Annotated in this window: 20 protein-coding genes; 13 read left to right on the top strand and 7 right to left on the bottom strand. The window is 65.9% G+C overall.

Translation table 11 applies throughout. The features are described from left to right. On the top strand, positions 1 to 988 hold a 988-nt coding region (locus A7A76_RS00115; protein ID WP_206409280.1), incomplete at its 5' end, for an autotransporter outer membrane beta-barrel domain-containing protein. A gap of 279 nt (positions 989 to 1,267) precedes the next feature. Here A7A76_RS00115 and A7A76_RS00110 read toward each other — a convergent pair. The 3 genes from A7A76_RS00110 to A7A76_RS00100 form a co-directional block, all read right to left on the bottom strand. Next, entirely contained in the window at positions 1,268 to 2,425 is a 1,158-nt protein-coding gene (locus tag A7A76_RS00110) for an isovaleryl-CoA dehydrogenase (RefSeq protein WP_206409279.1), read from the bottom strand. A 1-nt stretch (position 2,426) separates the two neighbouring features. Further along, positions 2,427 to 3,200: a carbonic anhydrase gene (locus tag A7A76_RS00105; protein WP_206409278.1), complete on the bottom strand. Its 774-nt coding sequence runs from the start codon at positions 3,198 to 3,200 to the stop codon at positions 2,427 to 2,429. 129 nt (positions 3,201 to 3,329) lie between these two features. After that, positions 3,330 to 4,433 (bottom strand): Glu/Leu/Phe/Val dehydrogenase, encoded by a 1,104-nt coding sequence (locus A7A76_RS00100; RefSeq protein ID WP_206409277.1) that lies wholly within the window; start codon positions 4,431 to 4,433, stop codon positions 3,330 to 3,332. A gap of 437 nt (positions 4,434 to 4,870) precedes the next feature. On the opposite strand from A7A76_RS00100, the gene A7A76_RS00095 reads away from it, so the two are divergent. After that, complete coding sequence (locus tag A7A76_RS00095) at positions 4,871 to 7,060, top strand: C1 family peptidase (RefSeq protein ID WP_206409276.1); 2,190 nt, start codon at positions 4,871 to 4,873, stop codon at positions 7,058 to 7,060. A gap of 354 nt (positions 7,061 to 7,414) precedes the next feature. Here A7A76_RS00095 and A7A76_RS00090 read toward each other — a convergent pair whose 3' ends face one another. Further along, entirely contained in the window at positions 7,415 to 7,732 is a 318-nt protein-coding gene (locus A7A76_RS00090) for a YXWGXW repeat-containing protein (protein WP_206409275.1), read from the bottom strand. Between the two features lie 565 nt (positions 7,733 to 8,297). Here A7A76_RS00090 and A7A76_RS00085 point away from each other — a divergent pair. From A7A76_RS00085 to A7A76_RS00040, 11 genes are all read left to right on the top strand, one after another. Then, positions 8,298 to 11,879 carry a methylmalonyl-CoA mutase family protein gene (locus A7A76_RS00085; RefSeq protein ID WP_206409274.1) on the top strand — a complete coding sequence of 1,194 codons (3,582 nt, stop codon included), beginning with the start codon at positions 8,298 to 8,300 and terminating at the stop codon, positions 11,877 to 11,879. 279 nt (positions 11,880 to 12,158) lie between these two features. Then, positions 12,159 to 12,716, top strand: a complete 558-nt coding sequence (locus A7A76_RS00080) for a DUF3228 family protein (protein WP_206409273.1) — start codon at positions 12,159 to 12,161, stop codon at positions 12,714 to 12,716. 223 nt (positions 12,717 to 12,939) lie between these two features. Further along, positions 12,940 to 15,012 (top strand): nuclease-related domain-containing protein, encoded by a 2,073-nt coding sequence (locus A7A76_RS00075; protein ID WP_206409272.1) that lies wholly within the window; start codon positions 12,940 to 12,942, stop codon positions 15,010 to 15,012. A 217-nt stretch (positions 15,013 to 15,229) separates the two neighbouring features. Beyond that, complete coding sequence (locus A7A76_RS00070) at positions 15,230 to 16,645, top strand: glycosyltransferase (protein WP_206409271.1); 1,416 nt, start codon at positions 15,230 to 15,232, stop codon at positions 16,643 to 16,645. 217 nt (positions 16,646 to 16,862) lie between these two features. After that, positions 16,863 to 18,161, top strand: a complete 1,299-nt coding sequence (locus A7A76_RS00065) for an AAA family ATPase (protein ID WP_206409270.1) — start codon at positions 16,863 to 16,865, stop codon at positions 18,159 to 18,161. 125 nt (positions 18,162 to 18,286) lie between these two features. Then, positions 18,287 to 18,925: a hypothetical protein gene (locus A7A76_RS00060; RefSeq protein WP_206409269.1), complete on the top strand. Its 639-nt coding sequence runs from the start codon at positions 18,287 to 18,289 to the stop codon at positions 18,923 to 18,925. A gap of 27 nt (positions 18,926 to 18,952) precedes the next feature. Beyond that, positions 18,953 to 19,279 (top strand): XAC0095 family protein, encoded by a 327-nt coding sequence (locus A7A76_RS26130; protein ID WP_428995057.1) that lies wholly within the window; start codon positions 18,953 to 18,955, stop codon positions 19,277 to 19,279. A gap of 247 nt (positions 19,280 to 19,526) precedes the next feature. After that, on the top strand, positions 19,527 to 19,994 hold the full coding sequence (locus tag A7A76_RS00055; protein WP_206409268.1) for a hypothetical protein: 468 nt from the start codon (positions 19,527 to 19,529) through the stop codon (positions 19,992 to 19,994). Positions 19,995 to 20,551: 557 nt separating this feature from the next. Then, positions 20,552 to 20,785 (top strand): DUF2188 domain-containing protein, encoded by a 234-nt coding sequence (locus tag A7A76_RS00050; protein ID WP_206409267.1) that lies wholly within the window; start codon positions 20,552 to 20,554, stop codon positions 20,783 to 20,785. A 334-nt stretch (positions 20,786 to 21,119) separates the two neighbouring features. Continuing rightward, on the top strand, positions 21,120 to 21,605 hold the full coding sequence (locus tag A7A76_RS00045) for a hypothetical protein (protein ID WP_206409266.1): 486 nt from the start codon (positions 21,120 to 21,122) through the stop codon (positions 21,603 to 21,605). A gap of 1 nt (position 21,606) precedes the next feature. After that, positions 21,607 to 23,073 (top strand): XVIPCD domain-containing protein, encoded by a 1,467-nt coding sequence (locus tag A7A76_RS00040; protein ID WP_206409265.1) that lies wholly within the window; start codon positions 21,607 to 21,609, stop codon positions 23,071 to 23,073. A gap of 81 nt (positions 23,074 to 23,154) precedes the next feature. Here the strand turns inward: A7A76_RS00040 and A7A76_RS00035 are convergent, their stop codons facing one another. The 3 genes from A7A76_RS00035 to A7A76_RS00025 all read right to left on the bottom strand — a co-directional run. Next, the gene (locus A7A76_RS00035; RefSeq protein ID WP_206409264.1) at positions 23,155 to 24,375 is read right to left on the bottom strand and encodes a S1 family peptidase; all 1,221 of its coding nucleotides are present in this window, start codon (positions 24,373 to 24,375) and stop codon (positions 23,155 to 23,157) included. 578 nt (positions 24,376 to 24,953) lie between these two features. Beyond that, a complete protein-coding gene (locus A7A76_RS00030; protein WP_206409263.1) occupies positions 24,954 to 26,465 on the bottom strand; it encodes a S8 family serine peptidase in 1,512 nt (503 codons plus the stop codon). A gap of 145 nt (positions 26,466 to 26,610) precedes the next feature. Then, positions 26,611 to 26,908, bottom strand: a 298-nt coding sequence (locus A7A76_RS00025) for a hypothetical protein (RefSeq protein WP_206409262.1), incomplete at its 5' end; no start/stop codon positions are given.

The raw sequence follows: 26,908 nt of genomic DNA, 5'->3' as shown, positions 1-26,908 counted from the left end.
GTTCTCGGCCGCGGCCGGCGCGCTGCAGCGCTCGGCCACGGCGCAGGCCGCGCAGCAGTCGCTGGCGAGCCTGTCGGGCGAGCTGCACAGCGCCGACGCGGCGTTCGCGCTGATGGCGGTGGAAGCCAACCGGCGCGCGCTGGAATCGCGGCTGGACGCGCAGTATCTCGACGGCGCGCGCTCCGGCGCGTGGAGCGACCGGCTCGACGCGCGCCGGGCGATGGCCGGGCGCTTCGATCTGGACGCGAGCGGCTGGATCGTCGGCCACGACCAGCGCGTCGGCGACTGGAGCCTCGGCGCGGCGCTGAGCCAGACCGACGGCTACGCCTACAGCGCGCAGCGCCGCGACCGCGAGCGCAACCGCCAGATCGAAGGGCAGTTCTACGCGAGCTGGAACCGCGACGGGCATTACCTGCTCGGGCGCGCGGCGTTCGGCCACATGGATCGCTACCTGCAGCGCGAGGTGCAACTCGGCGCGGACCGGTTCGGCACCGGCAGCGATTATGGCGAGCGTTATGCGAGCTTGAGCCTGCAGGCCGGGCATCGTTTCCGCGTCGGCGAAGGCGTGCTGACGCCGTACCTGGGCGCGCAGAGCCTGCGCCTGGATCGCGGCGGTTTCGCCGAACCGGGCGCGGCCGGCTTCGGCCTGAGCGCGGGCGATTCGAGCCTGAGCGCGACCCAGTTGCTCGCCGGCGCGCGGCTGGAGCGCCAGTGGCGGCTGGGTTCGGCCCTGCTGAGCCTCAGCGGCCGCGCCGAATGGCAGCGCACGCTGGCGCAATCGGGCCGCTACATCGATGCGCGCTTCACCGGCATGGAGGTGTGGTCGCCGATCGTCGGCGACGCGTTCGCGCGCGAGGCCGGCGTGCTCGGGCTCGGGTTCAACGCGCGGTTCGCGCGCGGCGGCGTGTTCGCGCTGGACTTCGACAACCGCTATGAGTTCGGGCGCCAGTACCCGCGCGCGTTCGCGAGCTGGTCGCTGCCGTTGTGAACGCGATGCGCGCCGGCTGTTTCGGGCTTGCCCTGTAGGAGCGGCGCAAGCCGCGACCGCGACACCGCGGCGTCCGGCGCAAGCTGCTATCGCGACGGCGCGGGCGGCCTATGGGTCTGTCGTAGTTGTGGATTCGCGGTCGCGGCTTGCGCCGCTCCTACAGGGAGATCGCGCGGCTTCGGTTTGGTCTTGAGCCGCAACAAAAAAGCCCCGCGAATGCGGGGCTTTTCGCTCCCTCTCCCGCAAGCGGGAGAGGGAGAAGGGCGAGCCAGGCCGCAATCAGCTCTTGCCGTCGAACAGCTCGCGCCCGATCAGCATGCGCCGGATCTCGTTGGTGCCCGCGCCGATCGCGTACAGCTTGGCGTCGCGCAGCAGCCGGCCGGTCGGGTATTCGTTGATGTAGCCGTTGCCGCCGAGGGTCTGGATCGCTTCCAGCGCGACCTCGACCGCGGCGTCGGAGGCGTGCAGCAGGCACGAGGCCGCGTCCACCCGGCTCTTGTAGCCGCCGTCGAAATCGCGCGCGACCTGATAGGCGAACGCGCGGCTGGACTGCAGCGAGGTGTACATGTCGGCGATCTTGCCCTGCATCAGCCCGAAGGTGCCGATCGCCGCGTCGAACTGCTTGCGCTCGCGAACGTAGGGCAGGGCGATGTCCATCGCCGCCTGCATCAGGCCGAGCGGGCCGCCGGTCAGCACCAGGCGCTCGGTGTTGAGGCCGCTCATCAGCACCTTGACGCCCTGGTGGACCTCGCCGACCACGTTCTCGGCCGGGATCTCGCAGTTCTCGAACACCAGCTCGCAGGTGTTGGACCCCCGCATGCCGAGCTTGTCGAGCTTCTGCGCGGTCGAAAAGCCCTTCATGCCCTTCTCGACGATGAACGCCGTCATGCACTTGCTGCCGGCGTCCTTGCCCGCGGTGCGCATGTACACCAGCAGCACGTCGGCCTCGGGGCCGTTGGTGATCCACATCTTGTTGCCGTTGGCGACCCACACGCCGTCGCGCAGCTCGGCGCGGCAGCTCATCGAGCCGACCACGTCGGAGCCGGCGCCCGGCTCGCTCATCGCCAGCGCGCCCTTCCATTCGCCGCTGCACAGCTTGGGCAAATACTTGGCGCGCTGGGCGGCGTTGCCGTTGGCGAACAGGTTGGACACGCACAGGTTGGAGTGCGCGCCGTAGGAGAGACCGACCGAGCCGGAGGCGCGCGAAATCTCTTCCATCGCGACCAGGTGGGCCAGATAGCCCATCTCGCTGCCGCCGAACTCGCCCGGCACGGTCATGCCCAGCAGGCCCATCTCGCCCAGCTTGGGCCACAGGTCCTGCGGGAACGCGTTGTCGTGGTCGATGCGCTCCGCGCGCGGAGCGATTTCGGTTTCGGCGAAACGGCGCACGGCGTCGCGCAGCGCGTCGATCTCTTCACCCAGGGGAAAACTGCGCATATCAGCCCTCGTAACGAATCAGCGGCCGCCCATTGAGCGGTTGGATGTTGCGGTTGTTGCGGCGGTAATGGGACAGGAACCCGTCGATCTGCTGCTTCGACATGGTCACAGGCTTCGGCATCACGTACCACTCGACATTTTCCGTCAGCGGCGGGGTCGTGAGCGAGCCCAGGTAGTGGTAGTAGCCGTGCGCCTTCGGCAGCAGGCCCTCGATGTCGATCTCGTGCTGGGCCGGCCTGGCCTTGCCGGGCTTGAGATCGTCCAGCACTTCTTGCGCGACGGCGTTGGCCTGGCCCTGTTCATACATCACCCCGACCACGGCCAGGCGCCCGTCCTGGGCCTTGAACACGAAGTGGCCCTCCAGCGGGAAATGCTTGCCGTCCAGGGTGTGCTCGCTCTGGGCATGGAAGTGGAACTGGGCCAGCTTGAAGTGGCGGCCGCGGATGATCGCCTCGGTGGCGTGGGTGTCGACCTGCACGGCGTGGCCGTTGTCCTCGACCTTGTCGACGGCGCCGTGGGTGTGGCTGAACTCGATCGCGCGCGGCTCGGCCGGATCGGCCGCGGCCGCGCCGGCGGTGACGATGTCGATCGGCGACTGCGACTTGTCGTGCAGCGCCTGCCAGGTTTCCTGGTGGTCGTAGTCGTAGACCTCGTGATGGCCGGCGGCGGCCGGCTTGGCCGGCTCGTTCGCCTGCGCGGCGAAGGCGAGGGCGGCGGACAGGCCGGCGACGGCGAGCGCGGCAACGGCGGGCACGGCGAAAGCGGACGAACGCATGGCTTGGCTCCAGGTTGGCGACGCGAAGGAAGAGCGGTGGACGGCGCGTGCGTCTTGCTAAACGCAACGGCACGCGAAATCCCTACCTCGAATACGACGACGGGGCCGTCGGCCCCGTCGAAGTGTGGTTCAGTGCCCGCTGCGGATGCGTCCGCGGAAGCTCGGGTTGGAGCGGCCGAGCGGCAGCTTCAACTTGCCGATCGCGCTGATGCGCTCCTCCGCCAGGCGGTCGGCGGCGGTGTAGGTCGGGATGCTGTCGCGCTCGGCGATCTCGAAGATGCGGCCGAGGTTGTGGTAGATCGTGCGCATCATGCGCATGGCGCGCTCGCGGTTGTAGCCGTCGAGTTCCAGCGCCACGTTCATCACGCCGCCGGCGTTGACCGCGTAGTCCGGCGCGTACAGGATGCCGCGCTTGGCCACTTCGTCGCCGATGGCGTTGTTGGCCAGCTGGTTGTTGGCGGCGCCGCAGATGATCTTGGCCTTCAGGCGCGGCAGGGTCTGCTCGTTGACGGTGCCGCCCAGCGCGCACGGCGAGTACACGTCGGCGTTGACGTCGTAGATCTCGTCCAGGCCGACCGCTTCGGCGCCGTACTCGGACACGGCCTTATCGACCAGGTTCTTGTTGATGTCGGTGACGAAGATCTTCGCGCCGCGCTCCTTGAGCAGCTTCACGAACTCCATGCCGACGTGGCCCAGGCCCTGCACGGCGTAGCTGTACTTGCCCACTTCCTCGTCGCCGAAGCGCTTGTTCAGCGCCGCCATCAGGCCCTGCAGGGTGCCGTAGGCGGTGAACGGCGACGGGTCGCCCGAACCGCCGTGGACCTGGTGCACGCCGGTGACGTACTCGGTCTCGCGGTAGACGTATTCCATGTCGTTGACGTCGATGCCGACGTCCTCGGCGGTGATGTAGCGGCCGCCCAGCGAATCGACGAACTTGCCGAACGCGCGGAACAGCGCTTCGGACTTGTCGGCGGCCGGATCGCCGATGATGACCGCCTTGCCGCCGCCGATGTTGAGGCCGGCGACCGCGTTCTTGTAGGTCATGCCGCGGCTCAGGCGCAGCACGTCGTTGAGCGCGTCCTGCTCGGTCTTGTACGGCCACATGCGCAGGCCACCCAGGGCCGGGCCGAGCACGGTGTTGTGAATCGCGATGATGGCCTTCAGGCCGGCGTCCTTGTTATGGCAGAACACGACCTGCTCATGGCCGAAGGTGTCGAGGGTTTCGAAAATCATCGGGTGCTCCGAACCGGGCGGGTTGCGCAGCGCTGATGCGAGCGCGGTTTCGCCTGGCTGTGGGTTAAGTCGTTGAAGTGAATAGAAATCGCCTGTGCGCTGGCGGCGAGTCGGCCGGCGCAGGGCCGCTAGTCTAAAGCAATCGGGCAATACGGCTAGGTATGCCGGGCGTATGCCGGGGCGGGTGCGGGAGGGCGGCGCGGGCGCTCGCGGCGCGGGTTTGCCGGGCTTGCCGTTTGGCTCGATCCAAATCGCGCGACGGGGTTCGCGGCGGCGCTCGAGCGCGAGCTCGGCGCGCCGTCGATGGCGCGAAGACTGGCGTCGTCAAACACAATAACGATGCAAGCCTTGTGTCCGGACCGGCCGCGCGGCGGCGTTTGCCCGGATGCGCAGCGCTTGCCCGCGCATCGCACCCGCCCATTCAGGACGCCGCCTCCATGGCCACCGCAAGGACCGCCGCCGCGCGCAAGCCGGCCTCGCCCACCAGTTCCAAGCCCAAGGCTGCCAAGCCGCGGGCGTCCAAATCCGAGACGTCCAGGCGCAAGGCCGCGGCCCGCGCCCGCGCCGGCGTGCGCCAACTCAACGCGCGCCTGCTCGACGCGCGCCCCGACACCGCCGACTTCCGCGACCGCATGTTCGAACCGACCCTGATCGACGTGCCTGCGCACAAACCCTTGAGCGAACACCTCAAGCTGCGCCTGCCGATCCTCGACCAGGGCGACGAGGGCGCCTGCACCGCGTTCGGCCTGGCCACCGTCGCCCACGCCCTGCTGCGCAAGCGCAACCCGCGCGCGGCGCTGCGGCCGGTGAGCACGCGCATGTTCTACGACATGGCGCGGCGCTACGACGAATGGCGCGGCGAGGAATACTCCGGCTCGAGCTGCCGCGGCGCGATGAAAGGCTGGCACCACCACGGCGTGTGCGCGGAAAAGGTCTGGCCGTACAAGCCCGGCCAGCGCCTGGAAACCTACACCGAGCAGCGCGCCCGCGACGCCGCGCAGCGGCCGCTGGGCGCGTACTTCCGGGTCAACCACAAGGACCTGGTGGCGATGCACGCGGCGTTCGCCGAAGTCGGCGTGCTGTACGCCTCCAGCGCCGTGCACGACGGCTGGGACGATCCCGGCCGGCGCGGCGTCATCGCCTGGCAGCAGCAGGACATCGCCGGCTACCACGCCTTCGCCATCGTCGGTTACGACGAAGGCGGCTTCTGGATCCAGAACTCCTGGGGCAAGACCTGGGGCCGCGGCGGCTACGGCTACGTCAGCTACGACGAGTGGCTGGAGCGCGGCACCGATGTGTGGGTGGCGCGGCTGGCGGTGCCGGTGCGGCTGCACAGCGCGCAGTCCAGCGCGGTCAGCCATTCCAGCCTGGCCCGCCAGTCCACCGGCTATTCGCAGGCCGACCTGCGCCCGCACATCGTCAGCCTCGGCAACGACGGCGCGCTGCGCGACGACGGCCGCTTCGGCACCAGCGCCGACGACGTGCGCAACCTGATCCGCAACGACCTGCCGCGGATCACCGCGGCCTGGCCGAAAAAGCGCGTGCTGCTCTACGCCCACGGCGGCCTGGTGCCCGAGCAGGCGGCGATCCAGCGCGTCGCCGATTACCGCAACACGCTGCTGGAGCAGCAGATCTACCCGCTCTCGTTCGTGTGGAAGACCGACGCCTGGACCACGCTCGGCAACATCCTGCGCGATGTCGCCAAGCCGCGCAGCGAAGGCATCGTCGACAGCGCCAAGAACCTGCTGCTCGACCGCCTCGACGACACCCTGGAACCCTTGGCGCGGGTCGCCGGCGGCAAGCTGCTGTGGGACGAGATGAAGGAAAACGGCCTGCGCGCGACCACCGCGCGCAGCGTATCGCCGGGCGGGCAAGTCAGCGAAGCCGGCGGCGCCGCGCTGGTGGCGCGGCTGCTGCAGGAATGGCGCGCGCGCGACGGCAAGGTCGAGCTGCATCTGGCCGGGCACAGCGCCGGCTCGATCCTGCTGGCGCCGCTGGTGCAGTTGCTGACCGCCGACGGCGTCGTGCCCAGCGGGCCCGCGGTCGGCCAGCAGGGCCTGGGCCTGAGCATCGAAAGCATCGCGCTGTGGGCGCCGGCGATCACCGTCGAGCTGTTCCTCGACACCTACGCGCCGGCGCTGCGCAGCGGCAAGATCAAGCGCCTGGCGCTGTTCACCCTGACCGACAAGGCCGAGAACGACGACCACTGCGCCAACATCTACCACAAGTCGCTGCTGTACCTGGTCGCGCACGCGTTCGAACAACAGCCGCGCAGCTGGATCAACCGGCGCTTGCGCAACGGCACGCCGCTGCTGGGCATGGCGAAGTTCCTGGAGCAGGGCGCCGAACAAGGTTCCGCCGAGCTGCGCGAACTGCTCGAACGCGGGCTGATCGACTGGATCCAGTCGCCGACCTCGGGCCAGGCCGAAGGCTCGCCGAACGCCGCGTTCGCGACCTCGCACGGCGGCTTCGACGAAGACCGCGCGACCTTGGCCGCGACCGTGGCGCGCATTCTCGGCGCCGGCCGTTCCGGCGTCGGCGGCCGCAGCGGTTTCGATCTGCATCGCTCCGAATCCGGCATCGCCGAGCGCCGCGCCAAGATCGTGCGCGGGCTGGCCAAGCGGTAAGCGGACGGCGCTGCAAGGACGCGATGCCGCCGCCGGACGCGGCGGGCAGGGAACGCAGGTGCGACGCGCGGATACGGTGCCGCGCGCCGCACCGGGCCGCAGGGCGCGGCGACGCGGAAGCGCGACGCGCCCGGATCGAGGCGCGTCGCGCTAGCGGACGCTGAATCGGCGCATCGACGCTAATCCGCCGTCATTCCGGAACCCGCGGTATTCCAGAGCCCGCCGTCATTCCGGAACCCGTCGTCATTCAAGAACCCGTCGTCATTCAAGAACCCGCCGTCATTCCGGCGAAAGCCGGAATCCATTTCGCGTCCGCGCTGCGTGCTTCTGCACGCCGCATCCGCCCGCGACTGCTCAGCGACGCACCCAGCGCCCGGCATGGAAGCGCCACCCCGGCCCGTACGACACCCAGCGCGGACCGACATAGGCATAGCCCGGACGCGCGACCACGTAGCTGCCGCCGATCCACACATGGCGACGGCCGTTCCAGCTCCAATACCCCGGCGTCCACACATAACCCGGACGCACCCGCACCCGCTCGTAACGCGGCGGCGGCGGCGCCACGCGCACGTCCACATCCACGTAAGCGCGCGCCTGCGCCTGCGGCGCGTGCACGCCCGCCAGCGTCGCCACACCCAATGCCGCCGCCACCATCAAAGGACGCATAGCCATGATCGTTCTCCTCGGTCCGGCGGCCACCCGCCGGTTAGCGCAGACAACGCCGCGCCCGCACCGCTGTTGACCGCGCGCCTGCGCGCATTCACGGATGCGCCGGCTTGCTGAAGGCCGGCTTGCTGGAAAACGGTTGCGGCGCGAAGCGGTTGACGCTCGCCGCGTTTGTTGCGCCCGCACACTCACCCGGCAATGCCGGCAAAGCCACCCGAAATCCCCCTGTAGGAGCGGCGCAAGCCGCGACCGCGACAACGCAGCTACGACGCAAGGTTCGACGCAAGGTTCGACGCGAGCGGACGCTCCGCGGTCGCGGCTCGCGCCGCTCCTACAGGGGGATTGCATGGGGTCGCGCGGACTCGTGCCAAGACGCATCGGACCGACCGTTGTCGCCGCTTGCGACCGCCCTTTCACTTCCGGCGCACCCGCGCCGCGTCGCCCCTATTGACGCCCGCCGCCGGACTCCGCTAGCGCCGCGCCTCCCTACGCCCCCGCACGCGCGGGGCAAACCGGGGCGGCGCGCACAGAGCTACAATACGCGCAGACCGTCCTGCGTATCGAGATGCCCATGAGCACCACCGCCGCGAACCTCCCCGCCGCCCAGCCCGACGCGACCCCGCTGCGCTTCGTCACCGCCGCCAGCCTGTTCGACGGCCACGACGCCGCGATCAACATCATGCGCCGGCTGATCCAGGGGCAGGGCGCCGAAGTCGTCCACCTCGGCCACAACCGCTCGGTCGAAGACGTGGTCCGCGCCGCGCTGCAGGAAGACGCCGACGGCATCGCGCTGTCGAGCTACCAGGGCGGCCATGTCGAATACTTCAAGTACATGGTCGACATGCTCAAGGAGCGCGGCGCTGGCCACATCCGCGTGTTCGGCGGCGGCGGCGGCACGATCACGCCGGAAGAGATCCGCGAGCTGCAGGCCTACGGCGTCGAGCGCATCTACCACCCCAACGACGGCATGCACATGGGCCTGGTGGCGATGATCGAAGACGTGGTGCGCCGTGCCAGCGACGCGCGCCTGGCCACCGAATCGAGCCCGCAGGCGTCCAGCATCGACGACGAAATCAGCATCGGCCGCACCCTCAGCGCGATCGAAGAGGGCGCGTTCGACGAGTCCCAGCTCGCCCACCTGCGCAAGCAGTGGCAACTGGCCGGCGGCAAGACCCCGGTGGTCGGCATCACCGGCACCGGCGGCGCCGGCAAGTCGTCGGTGACCGACGAACTGCTCAACCGCTTCCTCGCCAACTTCCCCGAGATGCGCATGGCGGTGATCTCGGTCGACCCGACCCGCCGCCGCACCGGCGGCGCGCTGCTCGGCGACCGCATCCGCATGAACTCGCTGCGCAGCCACCGCGTCTACATGCGCTCGATGGCCACGCGCCGGCAGAACTCGGCGACCAACACGGTGCTCAAGGACTGCATCGGCTACCTGCGCAGCCTCGGCTACGACCTGGTGATCGTCGAAACCGCCGGCATCGGCCAGAGCGATTCGGAGATCGTCGACCTGGTCGACTTCCCGATGTACGTCATGACCAGCGACTTCGGCGCGCCGAGCCAGCTGGAAAAGATCGACATGCTCGACTACGCCGAGCTGGTGGTGCTCAACAAGTTCGACAAGCGCGGCGCCGAGGATGCGCTGCGCGACGTGCGCAAGCAGTGGAAGCGCAACCGCGTCGCGTTCCAGACCAAGGACGAAGACGTCCCGGTCTACCCGACCATCGCCAGCCAATTCAACGACCCCGGCATCAGCTGGATGTTCGCCAACCTGTGCCGCCTGCTGCGCGAGAAGCTGTCGCTGCCGGCCGACAAGTGGACGCCCGACGTCAATACCGACCTCAAGGAACCGCGCGCCACCGTGCTGATTCCCGGCGCGCGCGTGCGTTACCTCGCCGAGATCGCCGAGCAGGGGCGTTCGATCAACAAGCAGATCGAAACCCAGTCGGAGATTGCCGACCGCGCGCAGTCGTACTGGCAGTCGCTACACGATCTTGGCGACCATGTGCCCAGCGCGCTTGATCTTTATCACTCTGACGCGTTGTTGCCTTCCAAGGACGAGCCGGCAGCGCCGTCCGACGACGAAGTCGACGCGGCTCTGCAGAATGTCGACCCCGCCTTCCGCGAGCAGTTCTCGGCGACGCGCCAGCGGATTCGCGATATCGAGGCGCGCGCCCTGGCCAAAGGCCGCGGCGTCGACCGCACCCTGCTGACCCTGCGCCAACGCTACAACGACGCCGTCCAGTCGCTCACCTCCGAAGCCCTCAAGCTGCTGCGCGACTGGCCCGCGCGCCTGAAGTCGATCACCGACGAAGTCAACGAATACAAGGTCCGCGACAAGGTCATCCGGGTCGAGAACTACCGCGAATCCTTGAGCCACCAGCAGATCCCGAAGATCGCCGCGCCCACCTACAAGAGCTGGGGCGAGCTGCTGACCTTCCTGCAAAAGGAAAACCTGCCGGGCTATTACCCCTACACCGGCGGCGTCTACCCGTACCGCCGCACCGGCGAAGACCCGATCCGCATGTTCGCCGGCGAGGGCACCCCGGAGCGCACCAACCGCCGCTTCCATTACCTCTCCGTCGGTCAGCCGGCCGCGCGCCTGTCGACCGCCTTCGACAGCGTCACCCTGTACGGCGAAGACCCGGCCGTGCGCCCGGACATCTTCGGCAAGATCGGCAACTCCGGCGTCAACATCGCGTCCCTGGACGACATGAAGAAGCTGTACTCCGGCTTCGACCTGTGCGCGCCGAGCACCTCGGTGTCGATGACCATCAACGGCCCCGCGCCGATCATCCTGGCGATGTTCATGAACACCGCCGTCGATCAACAGATCGAGAAATACCTGCGCGAAGACCAATCGCGCTGGGACGCCGCCCACGACAAGATCGAAGCCTTGTTCGAAGGCCGCAAGCGCCCCGAATACAGCGGCCTGCTGCCGGAAACCAACGACGGCCTCGGCCTGGGCCTGCTCGGCGTCACCGGCGACCAGATCGTCGACGCCGAGACCTACCAGAAGATCCGCGACAAGACCCTCGCCACCGTGCGCGGCACCGTCCAGGCCGACATCCTCAAGGAGGACCAGGCCCAGAACACCTGCATCTTCAGCACCGAGTTCGCCCTGCGCATGATGGGCGACATCCAGCAGTTCTTCGTCGACAAGAACGTGCGCAACTTCTACTCGGTGTCGATCAGCGGCTACCACATCGCCGAGGCCGGCGCGAATCCGATCAGCCAGCTCGCCTTCACCTTGAGCAACGGCTTCACCATCGTCGAGTACTACCTCGCGCGCGGGATGAAGATCGACGACTTCGCCCCGAACCTGTCGTTCTTCTTCTCCAACGGCATGGACCCGGAGTACACCGTCATCGGCCGCGTCGCCCGCCGCATCTGGGCCCGCGCCATGCGCGAGCGCTACGGCGCCGACCCGCGCAGCCAGATGATGAAGTACCACATCCAGACCTCGGGCCGCTCGCTGCACGCCCAGGAAATCCAGTTCAACGACATCCGCACCACCTTGCAGGCGCTGTACGCGCTGTTCGACAACTGCAACAGCCTGCACACCAACGCCTACGACGAAGCCATCACCACCCCGACCGAAGAGAGCGTGCGCCGCGCGGTCGCGATCCAGATGATCATCAACAAGGAGCTGGGGCTGAACTTCAACGAGAACCCCTGGCAGGGCAGCTTCATCGTCGACAAGCTCACCGACATCGTCGAAGAGGCCGTGTACAAGGAATTCGAAGCCATCAGCGAACGCGGCGGCGTGCTCGGCGCGATGGACACCATGTACCAGCGCGGCAAGATCCAGGAAGAGAGCCTGTACTACGAGCACAAAAAGCACGATGGCTCGCTGCCGCTGGTCGGCGTCAACACCTTCCTGCCGAAGGACCACGGCGGCGACATCGTCACCGAGATCGAACTGATCCGCTCGACCGAAAGCGAGAAGGGCCAGCAGATCGACAACGTCCAGGCCTACCAGGCCGGCCGCAACGGCTACGCCGCCGAAGGCCTGCGCGGCCTGCAGGCCGCCGCACGCGAGCGCCGCAACGTGTTTGCCAGCCTCATGGAAGCGGTGAAGACGCACAGCCTCGGGCAGATCAGCCATGCCTTGTACGACGTGGGCGGCGAGTACCGGCGCAATATGTAAGCGCTCGCCCGACGAATGCAAAAAGCCCCGCCTCGGCGGGGCTTTTTCTATGCGGCGCTTGATTCAGGCTCAGGCACGACGAAGCGCCAGCCCGATAACCCCCTGCAGGAGCGGCGCAAGCCGCGACCGCGCCCCCTCAACCGCGACGCCATCGCGACCGCGCCGGCGCTCAAAAACGAACGGCGCGCCACAAAGACACGCAGACCCCCTCGCAAACGCCCCGTCGCAATGCCACCGGCACCGCTGCCAAACCCCGCCGGCTCCACCGATAATCCCCCCATGACCATCATCCTCACCGACTTCGCCCGCCCGCGCCTGTTCCCGCGCGAACCGCGCCGCAACACCATCCAGGACATCACCCCCGAGCAGTTCGAGCGCCACCTCAACGAGACGCCGCCGCTGGCCGTGCTCGACGGCTACGCCCCGTTCTGCAAACTGCACGTGCACCGCAACTGGACCAGCACCCGCTGCCTGGCCGTGCCGATCACCGACGCCAACCGCCACCTGCTGCGCAGCGGCTACGACGCCCGCACCAAGGACGAACTGCCGGTGCTGACGCGCTGGTTCGAAGACATCGACCCGCCGGTAGCGGAATATCTCATCGTCATCCTCTACAGCCGCGAACAACTGGCCAAGGAGGGCACCCACACCGACGCCGACTGGGGCGTGGTCGGCTGCATGTACACCGCCGAGCCGGTGGAGACGCCGATGGCGCCGATCACGATGATGCGCAATGCGCTGGGGGTGGAGGAGGGCGGGTCGGGGGTGGCGTTGGATCGTGAGGCTTACAGGCGCAGCGTGGAGTTCTGGAGCGCGCACGCCAACTGGCGGGGATAGTCGCTGCCCGATGTCGGACGCCGAGCCGAGGCGCGTTGCCTTGGTCGATCGTCCCGGTGTCCGGCCTCGCAGCGCCGTGGCCGGAACGGACGATTCTTTACGTTCGACCATGACGGCGCGCCGGACCCGAGGGCCGGCCGCCATCGAGCCGAACCTACGTCCCAGCGAAGGGACAACGTCTCAGGGGGAGACGATGCCGAGCCAGGAGAAAGTGAAAGCGGCCTTGAAGGACACTTCATGGGCCGGCCTGAAAGCGCACCTGGATGCGACTCCGGGATTCGACGCCGAAAAATTGGTCGAACTGGTCCGCATCAACGAATCGCTGTTGTTCAAGCACGGCGGCAAAGGCGTCGCCGCGCGCGATGAACTGCTCTCGCAGCTGGCCGCCTACCTGCGCGCAGCGGGGCAGGACGAGCACGCCTCGGCGCTGGACGCGCACACCGCCGATCTCGCCCTGATCGAAGCCGGTTTCGCAGGAATTCTCAAGGAGATCGACACCGGCCCGTGGAAGGCGATGAGCGGGGCCGCGCGGGTCGCCAGCATGCTGGAGCTGGCGAGCCGGGAATCGCGCTATTTGGACGCGCTGATGGAAAAAGCCATCGTCAGCGGCGAAGGCGTCGCCAACCCGATGATCCAGGCGCCCGACGGCCGCCGGCTCGATCCCGACGTGGCGTTGGGCGCCTTGCTGGATCTGGTCAAGAACACCGTGATGATGGAGGCCTACCGCGGCAAGTGGTTCGACGCGCAAGGCCACGTGCGCGTACCGGACGGCCCGCCCGTCGAAGAGGCCGACGTCCAGCGCATGAACGGCTACGGCCTGCTCGCCAACTCATGGCGCAACTGGGACGGCGCACAGCAGAAAGTGCGCTTCCGCGGCGCCCGGCTGCGGCCGTTGACCGAAGCGGAAGTGCGGCGCCTGGTCGGCGAGCGCTACGGCGAGCCCGGCGTGAGCCGCTATGGGCACGTCCTGGAACTCGACGGCGCGCGCGAGTTTCCCGATATCTGCGCCAACGAACGCCTGATGGACCGGATCAGCAACGATCTGCGCAGCATGGTGCGCGAGTTGTCCAAGCGCACGCTCAAGCAGTCCGGCGATCACCGCCTGCCGCCCGAGACGTATCTGTCCAGGGACGAAGCGTTGGCAGTGGAATCGATGGCGCACCTGCTGTCGATCGACGCGACTGCCGCCGAGCAGGTGTTCTCCGGCCTGCGCATGATCGAATGGATCCGCGGCTATGCGACGATCCGGCGGCGCGTGCAGCGCGACTCGGACGGTGCGCAGGAGAGCCCGTTCTGGCTGCGCTACGCCCGCGCCGACCTGCTGGCCGAACTGGCCGCCTGCGGCCTGAGCGAAGACAAGGCCGCAACCTTCCTGTCGCACGCCACGCTGCACCGCTCCAGCCGCGATCTGTTCGATCAGCCGCTGATCGCCACCACCGGCGACGACCTGATCGTCGTGGCCTATGCGCTGGCGCCCTCGCTGATCTCGCAGGTGGTGCTGTCGGCCATCGCCGCCAAGGCGCGGTTGGACGAGCACGAGACGGCGCAGGTCGAAGGCAAGGGCGAGGGCTTCGAGCGCCGCGTTCTCGATCTGTTCCGGCAGCAGGGCCTGAAGGCTTGCGCGCCGACGGTCAAGCACGACGGCCAGACCTACCAGTACGACGCGCTGCTGGCCTGGGGCGAGTTCCTGTTCGTGTTCGAGTGCAAGAACCACACGCTGTCGTCCAACCACCCGGTGGCCGCGTACTACTTCGAAAAGGAATGCCGCGAAAACATCAAGCAGGTCAAGCGCCTGGCCGATGCCTTGCAGCGCTATCCGCAGATCCTGGAACAGCACCTGCCCGAAGGCATCGGCAAGACCATCGTTCCCTGCGTGCTCAACGCCCTGCCGTATGCGAGCACCGGCGAGCGCGACGATGTGCTGTTCGCCGACGAATCGGCGCTGTCGCGGTTCTTCACCGGCTCGGCCGGGCTGCGTGCGGGCGCCGGCGGCGACTATCTGGTCGAACTGCGATTGTGGCAAGGCGCGGCGCCGACCGCGCTGGATCTACTGTTTGCGCTGCTGCATCCGTTCCAGATGCATCTGATGGCCGACCAGATCGAAAGCTCGCACGCGCCCGCGTGGCTATCGCCCGAATGGATGGCGGTGTGCTGGTACTTCCAGCGCACCTCGATGACCCCTGCCGAGATGAAAGCGGCGGTGGAAAAGTTCGAAGCGTTCCGCAGCCAATGGATGCAAGCGGTCGCGGCGCAGGCGGAGGCCGACGAAGCGCAGACGCAGACGGACAGCGCGTGAGCCGAGGGGGGGCTCGGCGCAGAAGCGATGCGCCGACAAGGCCGACGCCGCAGCCTCTTCGCCGGATCAGCGCGGGGCGGCCCGCCCAGGGCGGATGACGGCGCAGGCCCGTGCATGTAAGACTCGCACGGCACGGATTCGCGGTCGCGACCGGCGGGGTCGATGGGCACACCCCTGCATCCCGTCGCGCCTCACACCTCGGCGGGGCAGGCAAGGAATGTCGAATACCATCGCACTGATGTTGTCGCAAAGCGGCGGCCCCCCGTTCCACTCCGTCGGCTACGTCAACCACGCCATCGGCCCGATCCTGACCCGCAACGGCTGGGACGTGCGATCGTTCGAACCGCCGCGCAACGACCTGGGCGAAGAGGCCATGCTGCCGTACGGCCTGGCCGGCCAACTGACCCGCTTCGACGCCGACGCGCCCCCGCACATCGCCCTGTTCGACGCCACCGGCACCGCCGCGCGCTCGCCCGCGCGCGGCTGGGCGCGCCACAACGCCGTGCTCTACCACGGCCTGGCCTACGGCGCCGGCGCCTGGATCGCCAACCCCGCCGTCGACCTGCACCTGGCCAACTCGCCGTACCTCGCCGACGTGCTGCGCTCGCTGTTCGCCTTCCCCAACTGGCGCCAACGCCGCGTGCTCAACCCGCGCGGCCTGATGCGCACCCAATCCATCCGCCTGCCGCTGCCCAGCGTCGAATGCCCCGACGGCCACCCCGGCTTCGCCCACGGCGCCGACCTGCCGCCCGCGCTGCTGCGCGAACTCGACAGCGGCGCCACCGTCTGGGGCCACGCCCTGCAACCGGGCAAACAAGACTGGCTGGCGACGCTGAGCATCCTCTACTGGCTCAACGAACTGCGCACCGCGCCGCTGCCGCCGATCCGCCTGTTCGTCTCCGAGCACTCGCTGACCGAAGACGTCCGTCGCGGCCTGGACGCGATGCTGGCCCCGGCCGGGCGCAGCTGCGCCGACTACTTCGTGCGGGTGCCGCATCTGAGCCAGGCGGCGTTGTTCCGGCTCATGCGCGGGTGTAGGTTTGGGTTGGCCTATAACCGGTTCCCGGAGCCGTTTGGGTTTTATGTGTTGGAGTCGGTGCACCAAGGGTGTCCGGTTTATACCAACGGGGTGGGGAATAACCGGCATTTGTTGCCGGCTGAGCATGGGATCAATGTCTATGAGACGTTCGATATGATCGAGGATGCTCGCGGGCAGCGTGATCCTGCTGCTTGGCGGGATGTTGCCGAGCGTATTCTGCAGGACTTGGCACAGGGTGATGCCGTGCGGGCTCAGTGTAAGCAAGGTGCTCGTATGGTCGAAAGTACATGGAGTCTCGGAAACTTCTCGAACGACATCACCCAAGCGCTGCGCGATTTTGATGGCGCGCCAGAACTGCGAACCGATTTTGACTCGATGCGCGTGCAGTTGGGGGCGGCGGTGCGTGGAGTGGATACGGCGACGGGGCGATGTCTTAGCGACTATACGAGTTGCAGATTGGCGCCGGGTGCGGTGGAGGCGGTCGAGAACCTGCAAGGGCAGTTGTGCGAGCAGTTGCAGGCGGGCGAGATGGAACGGATCGAAGAGGAGTTTGGTTTGTTCGCTAGTGGGGTTTTGGCGATGGTGGGAGCTTGAGCAGTGAGAGCAAGCGTCGCGTTTTTGGCTTTGCTTGCCTGCGTCCGTTTCCGCGCGAAAAGGGTTGCAAGACCATGCCGGACATCACCGCATGAAGCTTACAGTTGACTGGCACGTGAAGGTCATCGCGTGTGAATTTTCTTCAGGTGGTGATGTGTATTTTTAGTCGCGAAGCATATAAGGTTTGCGCGTTGCGCCCTAGCTACGGAGATAGGCGATGTACATTCATCGCGTCGTATTGAAAGATGTGAAAGGTTTCAGAGATCTTGAGTTACGGTTCGATAGAAAAAATCCGGATGGTAGTGCTGCGTACGCCGGGTGGAACGTTTTAACCGGAGATAATGCTTCGGGAAAGACGACGGTTCTCAAGGCTATTGCGATGGCGCTCGTGGGGCCGGATACGGCGCGAGCTCTTCAGCCTTCCTTCGCGGGTTGGATTAGACAAGGGGCGCCATCAGCCACTATTGCGGTTCAAATAGCCTCGGGTGATGAGGATCGGTTTACTACTGGCCGTCCGCCGCTAGAGCCGTTCTATGCGGAATTAACACTTGAAACTCGCGGCGGGGAGGTTTTTCCTGTCCCGGGAAACGAGTATGTAAAAAAGAAAAAATCAGCTCTCAATGGACCTTGGGCCGTAGGACAAGGGGCTTGGTTTGCAGTGGCTTATGGCCCTTTCCGTAGACTTTATGGTACATCCACGGATGCCATGAAACTCATGTCTTCTCCGGGGCGGCCCCCTCGTTTTGCGACCTTGTTTAAGGAGGATGCGACCCTCGGAGAGGGGCAGGATTGGCTCAAAGAGCTTCAGTTCAAGACATTTGAGCAAAGAGACCGAGAGCGAGTTTTGCTGCAAGATGTGATGGATTTGCTGGATGCCGATTTTCTTCGGCATGGACTAAAAGCTGGTCGAGTTGATTCCGAGGGGCTTTGGTTGAAGGATGACAAGGGGATGGTGCTCCCTCTTGCAGATATGAGTGATGGTTATCGGTCCTCTCTCGCGCTTCTTATTGATATTTTAAGGCATTTGTCAGATGTATATCCGAATCATCCGTTAGTGATTCGAGATGGAGAGCGTGTATATGTTCCACACGGAGGGGTGGTGCTTATCGATGAGGTTGACGCTCATCTGCACCCCGAATGGCAGCGTCAGATCGGATTTTGGTTAAAGTCGCATTTTCCCAACATCCAATTTATTGTTTCCTCACATAGCGCCTTCGTATGCCAAGCGGCCGATGATCTTGGCATCTACTCTCTGTCTGGGCATGAAGATTTAATGGATCCGGTCCGGCTCGATATTGAGGAGTGGAAGAGGATTGTTGCAGGCACCGTTAATGAAATTCTTCTTTCTAATGCATTCAAGCTGACGCACACAAGGTCGCCACGCGCCGTGGAGGCGCGTAAGGAGTGGAGCGTCTTAAAGGCAAAGCAATTTCGCGCGCAACTGTCTAATGCTGAGTTAAATCGAATGGAGCAGCTTCAGTTGTTTGTTCCGTCTGAGGAACAAGAGGGGGGGTGATGCGATCGGTTCGGCGCACGGATTTGCTGAAGCGACCATCAAAATGGCTCGCAAAGAATCAGAAACAACTTAATGAAGGGATGGGGATTGATCCAAAGGTGAGATGGAAGGCGCGACGCCCTACCATGAACAACAATGGTATCGTCTCGGCCCTTAAAACAATGGCTGGTGCTCGAAACAGATGTATGTATTGCGGTGACTCCGAAGGTTGCGATATTGAGCACTTTCGACCAAAGTCGGTGGCAATGTGGCGCGGGGTTGTTTTTCAATGGACGAATTTTTTATGGATTTGCGCTCCCTGTAACCGGCTAAAAAATTCTGATTTTTCTTTGGATGCGGGTGGGTGTCCATTAATGTTGGATCCCAGTATAGATCGGGTATGGGATTTCTTTGATTATGTGGATGAAAGTGGTCAGCTCGCGCCCCGCTTTGATTTATGTCCGGATCGAGAGGCTCGTGCGAGTTATACGCTCCGAGAAGATGTCTCGCGGCTTTTGTATGACATTATATGTGAAAGTCGACAAAGGTCTGCTCGAATTATTCGGCGAGCGGTGTTGGCTTTTTTGGCGAGCGCCAGGGGTCAAGAGGATCAAGATGAATTTGTGCGACATGTTCTTGATTCTGATTATCCAGAGCTTTGTGAATGGTTCTTCGAATCAGTTGGGGGTAATGATGTTCCTTACTCCGAATTAAGAGAGGATTGTCCTGATCTGATTGTGGCCTTAAAAGGAGCGCTTAACGCGCGGTATCCTGGGATCTGGTAGGGGTGTGGAGGGGGGGCTGCAAGTTTGATGCTGGTTTGCTCATATATTCGAATTTTGAATACTTTTTTCTTGTTGGTAGTCTTGAAAAAAATCCAGCAAGGATGTGCGGAAGTGAAAAGTTATCAAGCCTCCATCGCCGCGACCTCTCAACATTACGTTCTTTCCCCGGGAGCTCACCAAGCCCTAACGCAAATCAGAGACCATCTCCGCTTCCTCGCCCAGCTCACTGAGCCAAAAGGTACGGGCGACTCCGACGTGATCTACTTGTCAGCGGATGCTCTGGCCAATTGCTTCGACCGTTTGGCCGAGGATCTGGATTGCATCGCTCAAGCGGCGGTACCGTCCGGGCCCTGAGGCCGCAGGTGTGCGAGCGAGGCTGCCCTTCTTTTCGTATTACTGTGCTCGCGTATTTTGTTTGTGTGCCTTTACTTGCTATCGGGCCCACGCCTTGAGCGTGATGTGCCTTTAGGCATGAGTTTTAACCCAAGAAATCTCCGACCCCTCAATGCGGCGCTCACCGACTCCCCATCGCGCGCACCCTCCGCGACGATCCCGCACGCCGTCAACCCGACGTGCGTCCTAATCGAAACGGAGTGTCGTCATGAGTCAGAACCTGATTACCCTCGAAGTCAGCGACGAACAGCTCGCCGCCGCCCACGCTGCCTTGACCCAATTGGAGACAGTGCTGTCCGGGCTGGTGTCGCTGTCGCCGGACGATCGCCGCCGCCTGGCCAAGATGGGCCCCAAGTCCGAGACGTTCTGCCGGCAGGCGGTGCGGGTGTTGGAGCAGAACCCGCAGGTGGTGCCGCCCAGCGTGGATTTGGCCGGCGCGCTGCTGGACCTGCGCACGCTCGACCGCCTGAGCCCGCTGCTCGACCGCCTGCAGCGTTTGGCCGAGCGCGGCGACGACACGGAGTTGGCGCTGGGCGCCGACATCATGGCGTTCTCGCTGGAGGCCTACGGGCTGCTCAAGGTGGCCGGCAAGAACCAGGGCCTGGACGGGCTGCGCAAGGAGATGTCGGCGCGTTGGGTGCGCACCCGCCGCGAGCCCGCTGCGCCGCCGGCGTGAGGCGCTGCGATGGGCGCGCCCGCCCGGGGGATCGAATGTGTATGCCGCCTTCGGGCGGCATTTTTTTGCGCCGCAGGTGGCTGACGCCGGTGAACGGGCCGGGCGGGTGCTGCGGTGTGGGGCAGGGGGCGCGGCTTGTTGCGCCAGGCTCCATCGGCCGAGCAAAAAGCTCGGCCGATGGAGCGCGAAGCTCGGGCGTCCGAGCATTTTGCTCGGCCGATGCAGCGGCGGGCTCGGCCGTCCGAGCAATATGCCTCATCGATGCCGCTCCGGGCTCGGTCGTCCAGGCTCAGAGCTTCAACCGTCGGGCATTTCGCTTGATCGGCCGAGAAATCCGCTCGGTGCCAGCGGCTAAAAGCCTCGTGGGCCGAGCTACTTGCTCGGCTGCAAGAGCTTTTCGCTCCAACGGGCCCGGCCTCGATCCGAGCCTCGTCTCGTTTCCGTAAAGACGCGGCACGTCCAGGCACACGGATTACACAAGAGCCCAGGCAGACCGCATCGCCGGTGCTAGCGTCGGCTCGCGCGACTGGCGCGCAAGCTCAACAGGACAAAGGACCATGTCGAAGAAAGACGTTCACGTCGTACCCCACCCCGAAGGCTGGGCCGTCAAGCGCGAAGGCGCCGAGCGGGCCAGTTCCGTGCACGAGCGCAAAGTCGATGCCGAGGCGGCGGGGCGCGATCTGGCGCGCAAGGATGAGGTGGAACTCGTCGTCCATGGGAAGGATGGGCGGATTCAGGACAGCGATAGTTATGGGAATGATCCGAGTCCGCCGAGGGATGAGAAGCATTGATCAGGATAAGGCGAGGGCGCTTCGGCGCCCTCAGTTATTTGAGCGGCCACAACTCCACCACAATGAAGGCACGTGGATTCATGACACCGTGGTTCGGAACCGTTTTCGAGGAACGGCCGAGCTTGCAACTTAGCCTCGGTTCGGGGATTTTTCGTATGACCAAATATCTCGTTCCGTAAGAAGTCGCCGCATGAGACCTTCGAGATCGCAGCTCTATCCGGGAATGTTGCTTGCGCTCATTGCGCTCGCCGCGGCCTCAGCCTGTTCCGCCACTTCTGTAGACGGCAAGCAACCTGCAAGCGAATCCGTTCGACCACTAAACTCAGCCCCTGGCATGGATCGCATCGCAGGCAATTACGAGGCATCGATCGCGAGCTTGGTCGAGCGGATCGCACAAGACCAGCGCATTGGCCGCGATGCCGTGGAGGCCGTACTGGGCGTCAAGCTCGATGCCAAGCCTGTAGCGAACGGACGGCCGCAAGAATGGGCGCTTCACGGTCTGTTTTCGCAGAAGGACGGTTTCCGAATCGAGCTGCATCCTGCAGAGGCAGGGCTTGAGCTGGCGATCAGCAACCCGCTCGATGATGGCAAGGCATGCTATCTGCATGCGGCTCGGATCCGCTCGCTGTTGGTCGAGACGTTGGGTTACAAGGCGACCGAGTTAGGGGCCGGCAAGCGGCCCTATACCTTGCTGACGCAGAACGCTCCGCCGATGTCCAGTCCGGTCGCCGTGGCTCTGTTCGCCCGGAAGCCTTCTTTCACAAATAATGCGTCGCCGGATTGCGTCTATTCCTTGAAGCTGACCGCGGCCGGTGGCTGAAATGCCTGGAGCGATCGATCCACGCGTCGAAGCCCTGCTCGTCCAGTTCGACAAGACCCAGAACGCGACCGATGCCGAGATGGCGGCAATGCGTCGGGCGATCAGCGAGTCGCCCTATCTGGCGCAGCTTATCGAGACCGGGCTGGATCGCGGCGTCATCAAGGCCTTCACGGCGCGATCGGTGTCAGGCACAGGTGGGCATTTCGACGACCGCGGCGGGGAATTGAATGTGAGCCGAGCCACGTTGCGGGCAGCGGCGGCCACCGGGAGTGAAATGGATGGACTGGTGGGCGCGATGGCCCACGAGGCGGCGCACGCGGCGAATCAGAAGGACCGTCTGTTCCGACATGAGCAGTTCGAGCGGGACTTGGCGTCGCGGTTTCGCTCGGACGCGGACGTGCACGATCCGACCGATATCGCGCTTACGCTGCAACAGCGTCAGCGCTGGGATGAGTCCTATGCCGAGCTTCATTCGGTCAATGCCGTCGTCTCGCGCATCCGGCACCTCGATCCTGACGCCGAAGAACAGCGGATTCTCGGGCGTGCGGCGGCTACGACGTTGTGCGTCGTCCAGGATCCGAAATCGGGCGAATATGCCTGGGCCGCCGGCATTCGGCCGAATCCTGACAACGGCCGCATCGCCTATACGCCGGAGAACCTGGAGGCGGTGGCGCGCTGCCACTTCGACGCGCCTGCCGATGTGGCCAGGCTGGGCGCGCATGGCGATCTGGACTATCGGAATTATTACGCGCCACACACGATGGGCCGTATTGCCGACCAGAAGATCGCCGCCGACAACCTCACGGCCAATCCATTGAGCGCGCCGGACGCATACTTGCACCTCGATCTCGGACGCCTGGGATGGGATTTGCAAAAGATCGAGCGCGAAGGCGTCGGTTTCGCCAACCATAAAATCGACTTCAATTTTTACGACGTCACCAGCGGCCAGCCGGTCATGCGCAATCTGCGCGACCGCGCTTCGCTCGGGAAGGATGCTACGCCCCCCGACGTCGAGTCGCCCGCGTTCGCTGCAATGGGGGCTGCGGATCCTCGTTCGCCGCAGCATCCGGATCATTCGCTCTATCTGCAGGCGCGGCAGGGTGTGGCTGGGTTGGATGCCCAGTTGGGTCGCGCTTCGGACGATGCCAGCGAGCGACTCGCTGCGAGTCTGACGGTATTAGCCAGAGAGCATGACTTGTCGCGGATCGACCATGTGGTGCTCAGCCGCGATGGGCGGGAGGTGAAAGCTGGCGAGAACGTCTTCGTGGTCGAGGGGCGATTGGACGATCCCGCGCATCGGCGGGCTCACGTAAAGCTCGAGGCGGCTGCGCAGGTGCCCGTCGAAGCGTCTTTCGAACGGTTGGCTGCGATAAGTCTTGAACAGCAGATGGGGCGGGAGAAACAGCAGAACCTGCAAGAGATGCCGCCCGCCGCGCGGGAGAGCCAGCAGCCCGTAATGAGTCGTTGACCTAGGGTTGGAGTCGTTGACCCGCCGACAAAAAAAGCGCCCCGAAATCCGGGGCGCTTTCGTTGCAACCTAATTGCCCGCTTACGGGCTAGTCCGCAGCGTCAACCCATACGTGCTCAAAATCGAATTGATCGGCGTGTAGTAGCTATTGCCGCCGCCGTTATTCCCCTGGCTACCCTGACAGCTACCGCTACCCCCCGACAGCACGCCCTGCGCCTGCCCGGCGCTGGTGATGAACGAACCACCCGAATCGCCGCCCTCAGCGCAAGCGCTGGTGCGGGTCAGACCGGTGACGGTGCCATCGGGATTGTTGTTGTCGTCCACATACGACACGGTGACGTTCTTGCTGCGGATCGCACCGCAATGCCAGCCGCTGGTGCGGCCCGAGCGGCACAGCGCGGCGCCGACGGCGGCTTCGGTGCTGCCGCGCACGGTGACGTCGCCGTTGCCGTAGCCGTAGACGCTCGGCGACAGGGTGTGGGTGCTGTCGACTTTCACCCAGCCGCGGTCGGGGCCGGTCTGGGTGCCGCTGGGCATGGTCGAGGCGGCGAAGGTGCCGACGCGGACGCCGACGTTCCACTGGCCCACTTCCTGGTAGACGATTTCGCCGACGGTGCCGCAGTGGCCGGCGGTGGCGTAGCCCGGGGTGCTGCCCTTGGTGACGGTGAAGCCGACCGAGCAGGCGTACAGGTAGCCGTCGCCCGGGTCGCGCAGCATGCCGCGGCCGCCTTGTACGGCGATGCGGCGCTGCGGGCGGTCCTTCATGGTTTCGAAGCGCACGGTGCTGGCGTCCAGGCCGCTGCGCGCGGCGAAGTCGACGCCGGCGTCTTCGGCGCCGGGGGCGACGCCGATCACCACGGTGTTGCTGGGCAGGTCGACCGCCCAGCTGTACACGCCCTTGGGCGCCTTGCCGTTGCGCGCCAGTTGGCTGTCGAGCTGGCCCTTGGCGCTGTCGAGCGCGGCCAGGCTGTTGCGCACGCGGCGGGTTTCCACGCCCGGCACGGCTTTGGCGGCGTTGGCGTTGATCGCGGTGCTGGCGGCGACCAGGGCGAAGGAGCCGTCGGCCTTGCGCTCCAGCCAGGCGCCGGCGAAGTTGCGGCCGAGTTTGCTCTGCAGGGTCTGCGCCTGCTGCGCGGCGACGCTTTCGAGCTTGAGGTATTGGCTGAGCTGAGCGTCGCTCAGGCCCAGGTCGCGCTGCATGGCCGTCTTCAACGCGGGGGAAAGGTCGTCGGCGGCGAGAGCCGAGCCGGACACCATCAGGGCTGCGGCGGCAGCGAGAACCGACGTGCTGAACTTGCGCATATCCGAAAACTCCTTAAGCAAGGGTAGGGATGCGAACGATGGATGCGGCAGGTCTGGCGAGTCGTTGCTGCGCGCACGTGCCTGTGCAGGGTGCGCCGTTGTGCCGCACTGTTCGAAACGGGCACCGGCGAAGGCGCCCCTACCTGCGAAATGAGACGATCGTGCTACTTCGGAAGATCGGCTTTTTGGCGGCGATCGGATGAAAAGAATGAACATCAAACGCGTAGCGTGATGCGTGTTCGCAGTGTTTCTACGGCTACGCTTTCGCGCGCTCGGCTGGCTTAGCGCGTGCTGAAGTCGGGCCGCGAAACGTGACGCGCAATGCGGCGTTTTCGGCACGAATGCAGAAAAACGAAGGCCTGCCGGAGCGCCGGCAGACCGGTTTGCGCGATTTGGCGGATGGTGTTCGCCGGCCGCATCAGGGCTTCGGTTCAAGCTGCGGCCGATGATCCTGCGCAGGTTCGGCGGCGGCCCGACGAAGCCGGCCGCGGCGCGCGACAGTCGGTTTCGACCGGGCTCCTCGCATCGAGTGCATCGACAACGCGGGCGAAGGGCGCAGGCCCTTCGCCCGCATACGCTCAGCGCAGCGCGCCGAGTTGCGCGATCGCCGCGCGCAGGTTCGGCAGCGGGCCGATGTTGCCGCCGCCGGTCTGGGCGGTGCCGGTGGTGCGCAGCAGGTCGCGCATCTGCCGCGGGGTGAGGGTGATGCCGCGCTGCTTGGCGATGCCCGACAGCGCCACCACCGCCGAGGCGACGATGGGCGAGGCGCTGGAGGTGCCCGAGAACACCTTGGTGTAGGTGGCGTTGGCGCCGCCGTTGTAGAGGTTGCCGTAGCCGGTGGTGGTGACGCAGCGGCCCCAGGCCTGCACGTTGACGCGCGCGCCATAGGTCGAGAACGATTGCTTGGCGCGCTCGGCGGTGCTGTCGCTGCACCACGCGTTGGAGCGCGGGCCGCCGGCGCCGACGATGATCGAGCCCGAGTCGGCGCGGCCGGCGGGGAACGGCGAGCCGAAGCAGGCGGTGTTGTCGAGGTTCATGTTGCCGTTGCCGCCGGCCTGGACCACGTGGATGCCCTTGTTGGTCGCGGTCACGATGGCCGCGTGCACCGAGGCGATCCATTCCACCGGCACGTAGCCGTTGCAGGCGCTGGGGCCGGCGGCCTGCTGTTCGATCAGGATCACGTCGCCCGCGCTGAGCGCATTGGCCGCGGTGAGGATGGCGTTGGCCGGGTCGTAGCCGCGCTCGGTATTCATCGCGTTGGTGACGTGCGCGCGCGCGCCGTCGACCAGGCCGGTGACGCCGATGCCGTTGTTGTCGGCGACCAGCTGGCCCATCACCGCGGTGCCGTGGTTGTTGTCGTTGAACGGATCGCTCGGCGTGCCGTTGTTGATGCGCGCGCCGGCCAGGCGCAGCTTGGACAGGTCTTCGTGGTTGGTGTTCCAGCTGTACTCGATGTCGAGCACGCGCACGCCGGCGCCGTTGCCGCCGAGCTGGGTGCGCGCGTATTCGCTGTCGATGCCGTTCTGCGCGGCCGGCAGCTTGTAGTACTGGTTGCTCTCGTAATTGGGCGAGGCCGGCAGCGGCACCGCCAGCGGCGCGGCGTAGGCGGTTTCGACGATGCTCATGGCATTGAGTTCGTCGATGACGCGGGCGATGTCCTGGCCCGGCTTGACCCGCAGGCGGAACCATTGGCTCAGGTCGGGCGCGTCGGCTTGCGCTTGGGTGTTGGCGGCCAGCGACTGCAGGGTCGCGGCGTCGGCGCGGAACAGCGGTTCCAGCGCGGCGACGGGGCCGGCGCCGCTGGTGAGGCTGTCGAGCGCGGCCAGGCCGCCGAGCTTGGCCGAGCGCAGGCGGCCGTCGTGCGCGGCGATCTGGCTGCCGTCGACGAACTTGACCTCGATGAACTCGCGCGATTGGTAGCGGCCGAGCTGGGTCTTGATCGGCTTGGGCAGGATCTGCCGCGGCGCGGCCGGATCGGCGCCCGCCGAAGGCGATGCGGCCTGGGCGGCGAGCGGCATCGCGGCGAGCGCCAGGCACGGCAGCAGGGCGCGCAGCAGCGCGGTCGGAGCGGAGGAGGCGATAGAACGCATGAGGGGTTCCTGTCGGATGGGGTGTCGTCATGCGAAGCCGGGTCGGTGCGCTGGGCGGGCCTCGCGGTCGGTGTGCGGCGGGCGGATCGGCGGGCGATCCGCAGGCGAGGGTAGGCAGGCGGCGCGGCGCCCGGACGGCGCGGCATCACGGTTTCGCCGATGCGTCGGAGCAGTATGTTTCTGTTGCGAAAACCTGGATGGCGGCCACGGCCTGGGGCAGGCGAAGCCGCGGGCGCGACCGCTGCGGTGCGCGTGGGCGTGGCAATGTTCGAAGGTTTTTGCTCCGCGCCGCGACGCGGATTTGATCGGTGCGGATTTGATCGGCGCGGATTCGTTCGGCGCGGATTCGACAGGCGCGGATTCGATCGGCCTGCGGCGGCGCGTGCGCGTTCCCGTGCGCGTGCGCGGTCGCGCGCTGCGCGCGACGCCGCGCGCGCACGGCG

Source organism: Lysobacter enzymogenes (assembly GCF_017168095.1).
GTDB classification, from domain to species: domain Bacteria; phylum Pseudomonadota; class Gammaproteobacteria; order Xanthomonadales; family Xanthomonadaceae; genus Lysobacter; species Lysobacter enzymogenes_D.
This window is presented reverse-complemented; position numbering and strand designations above follow the sequence as displayed.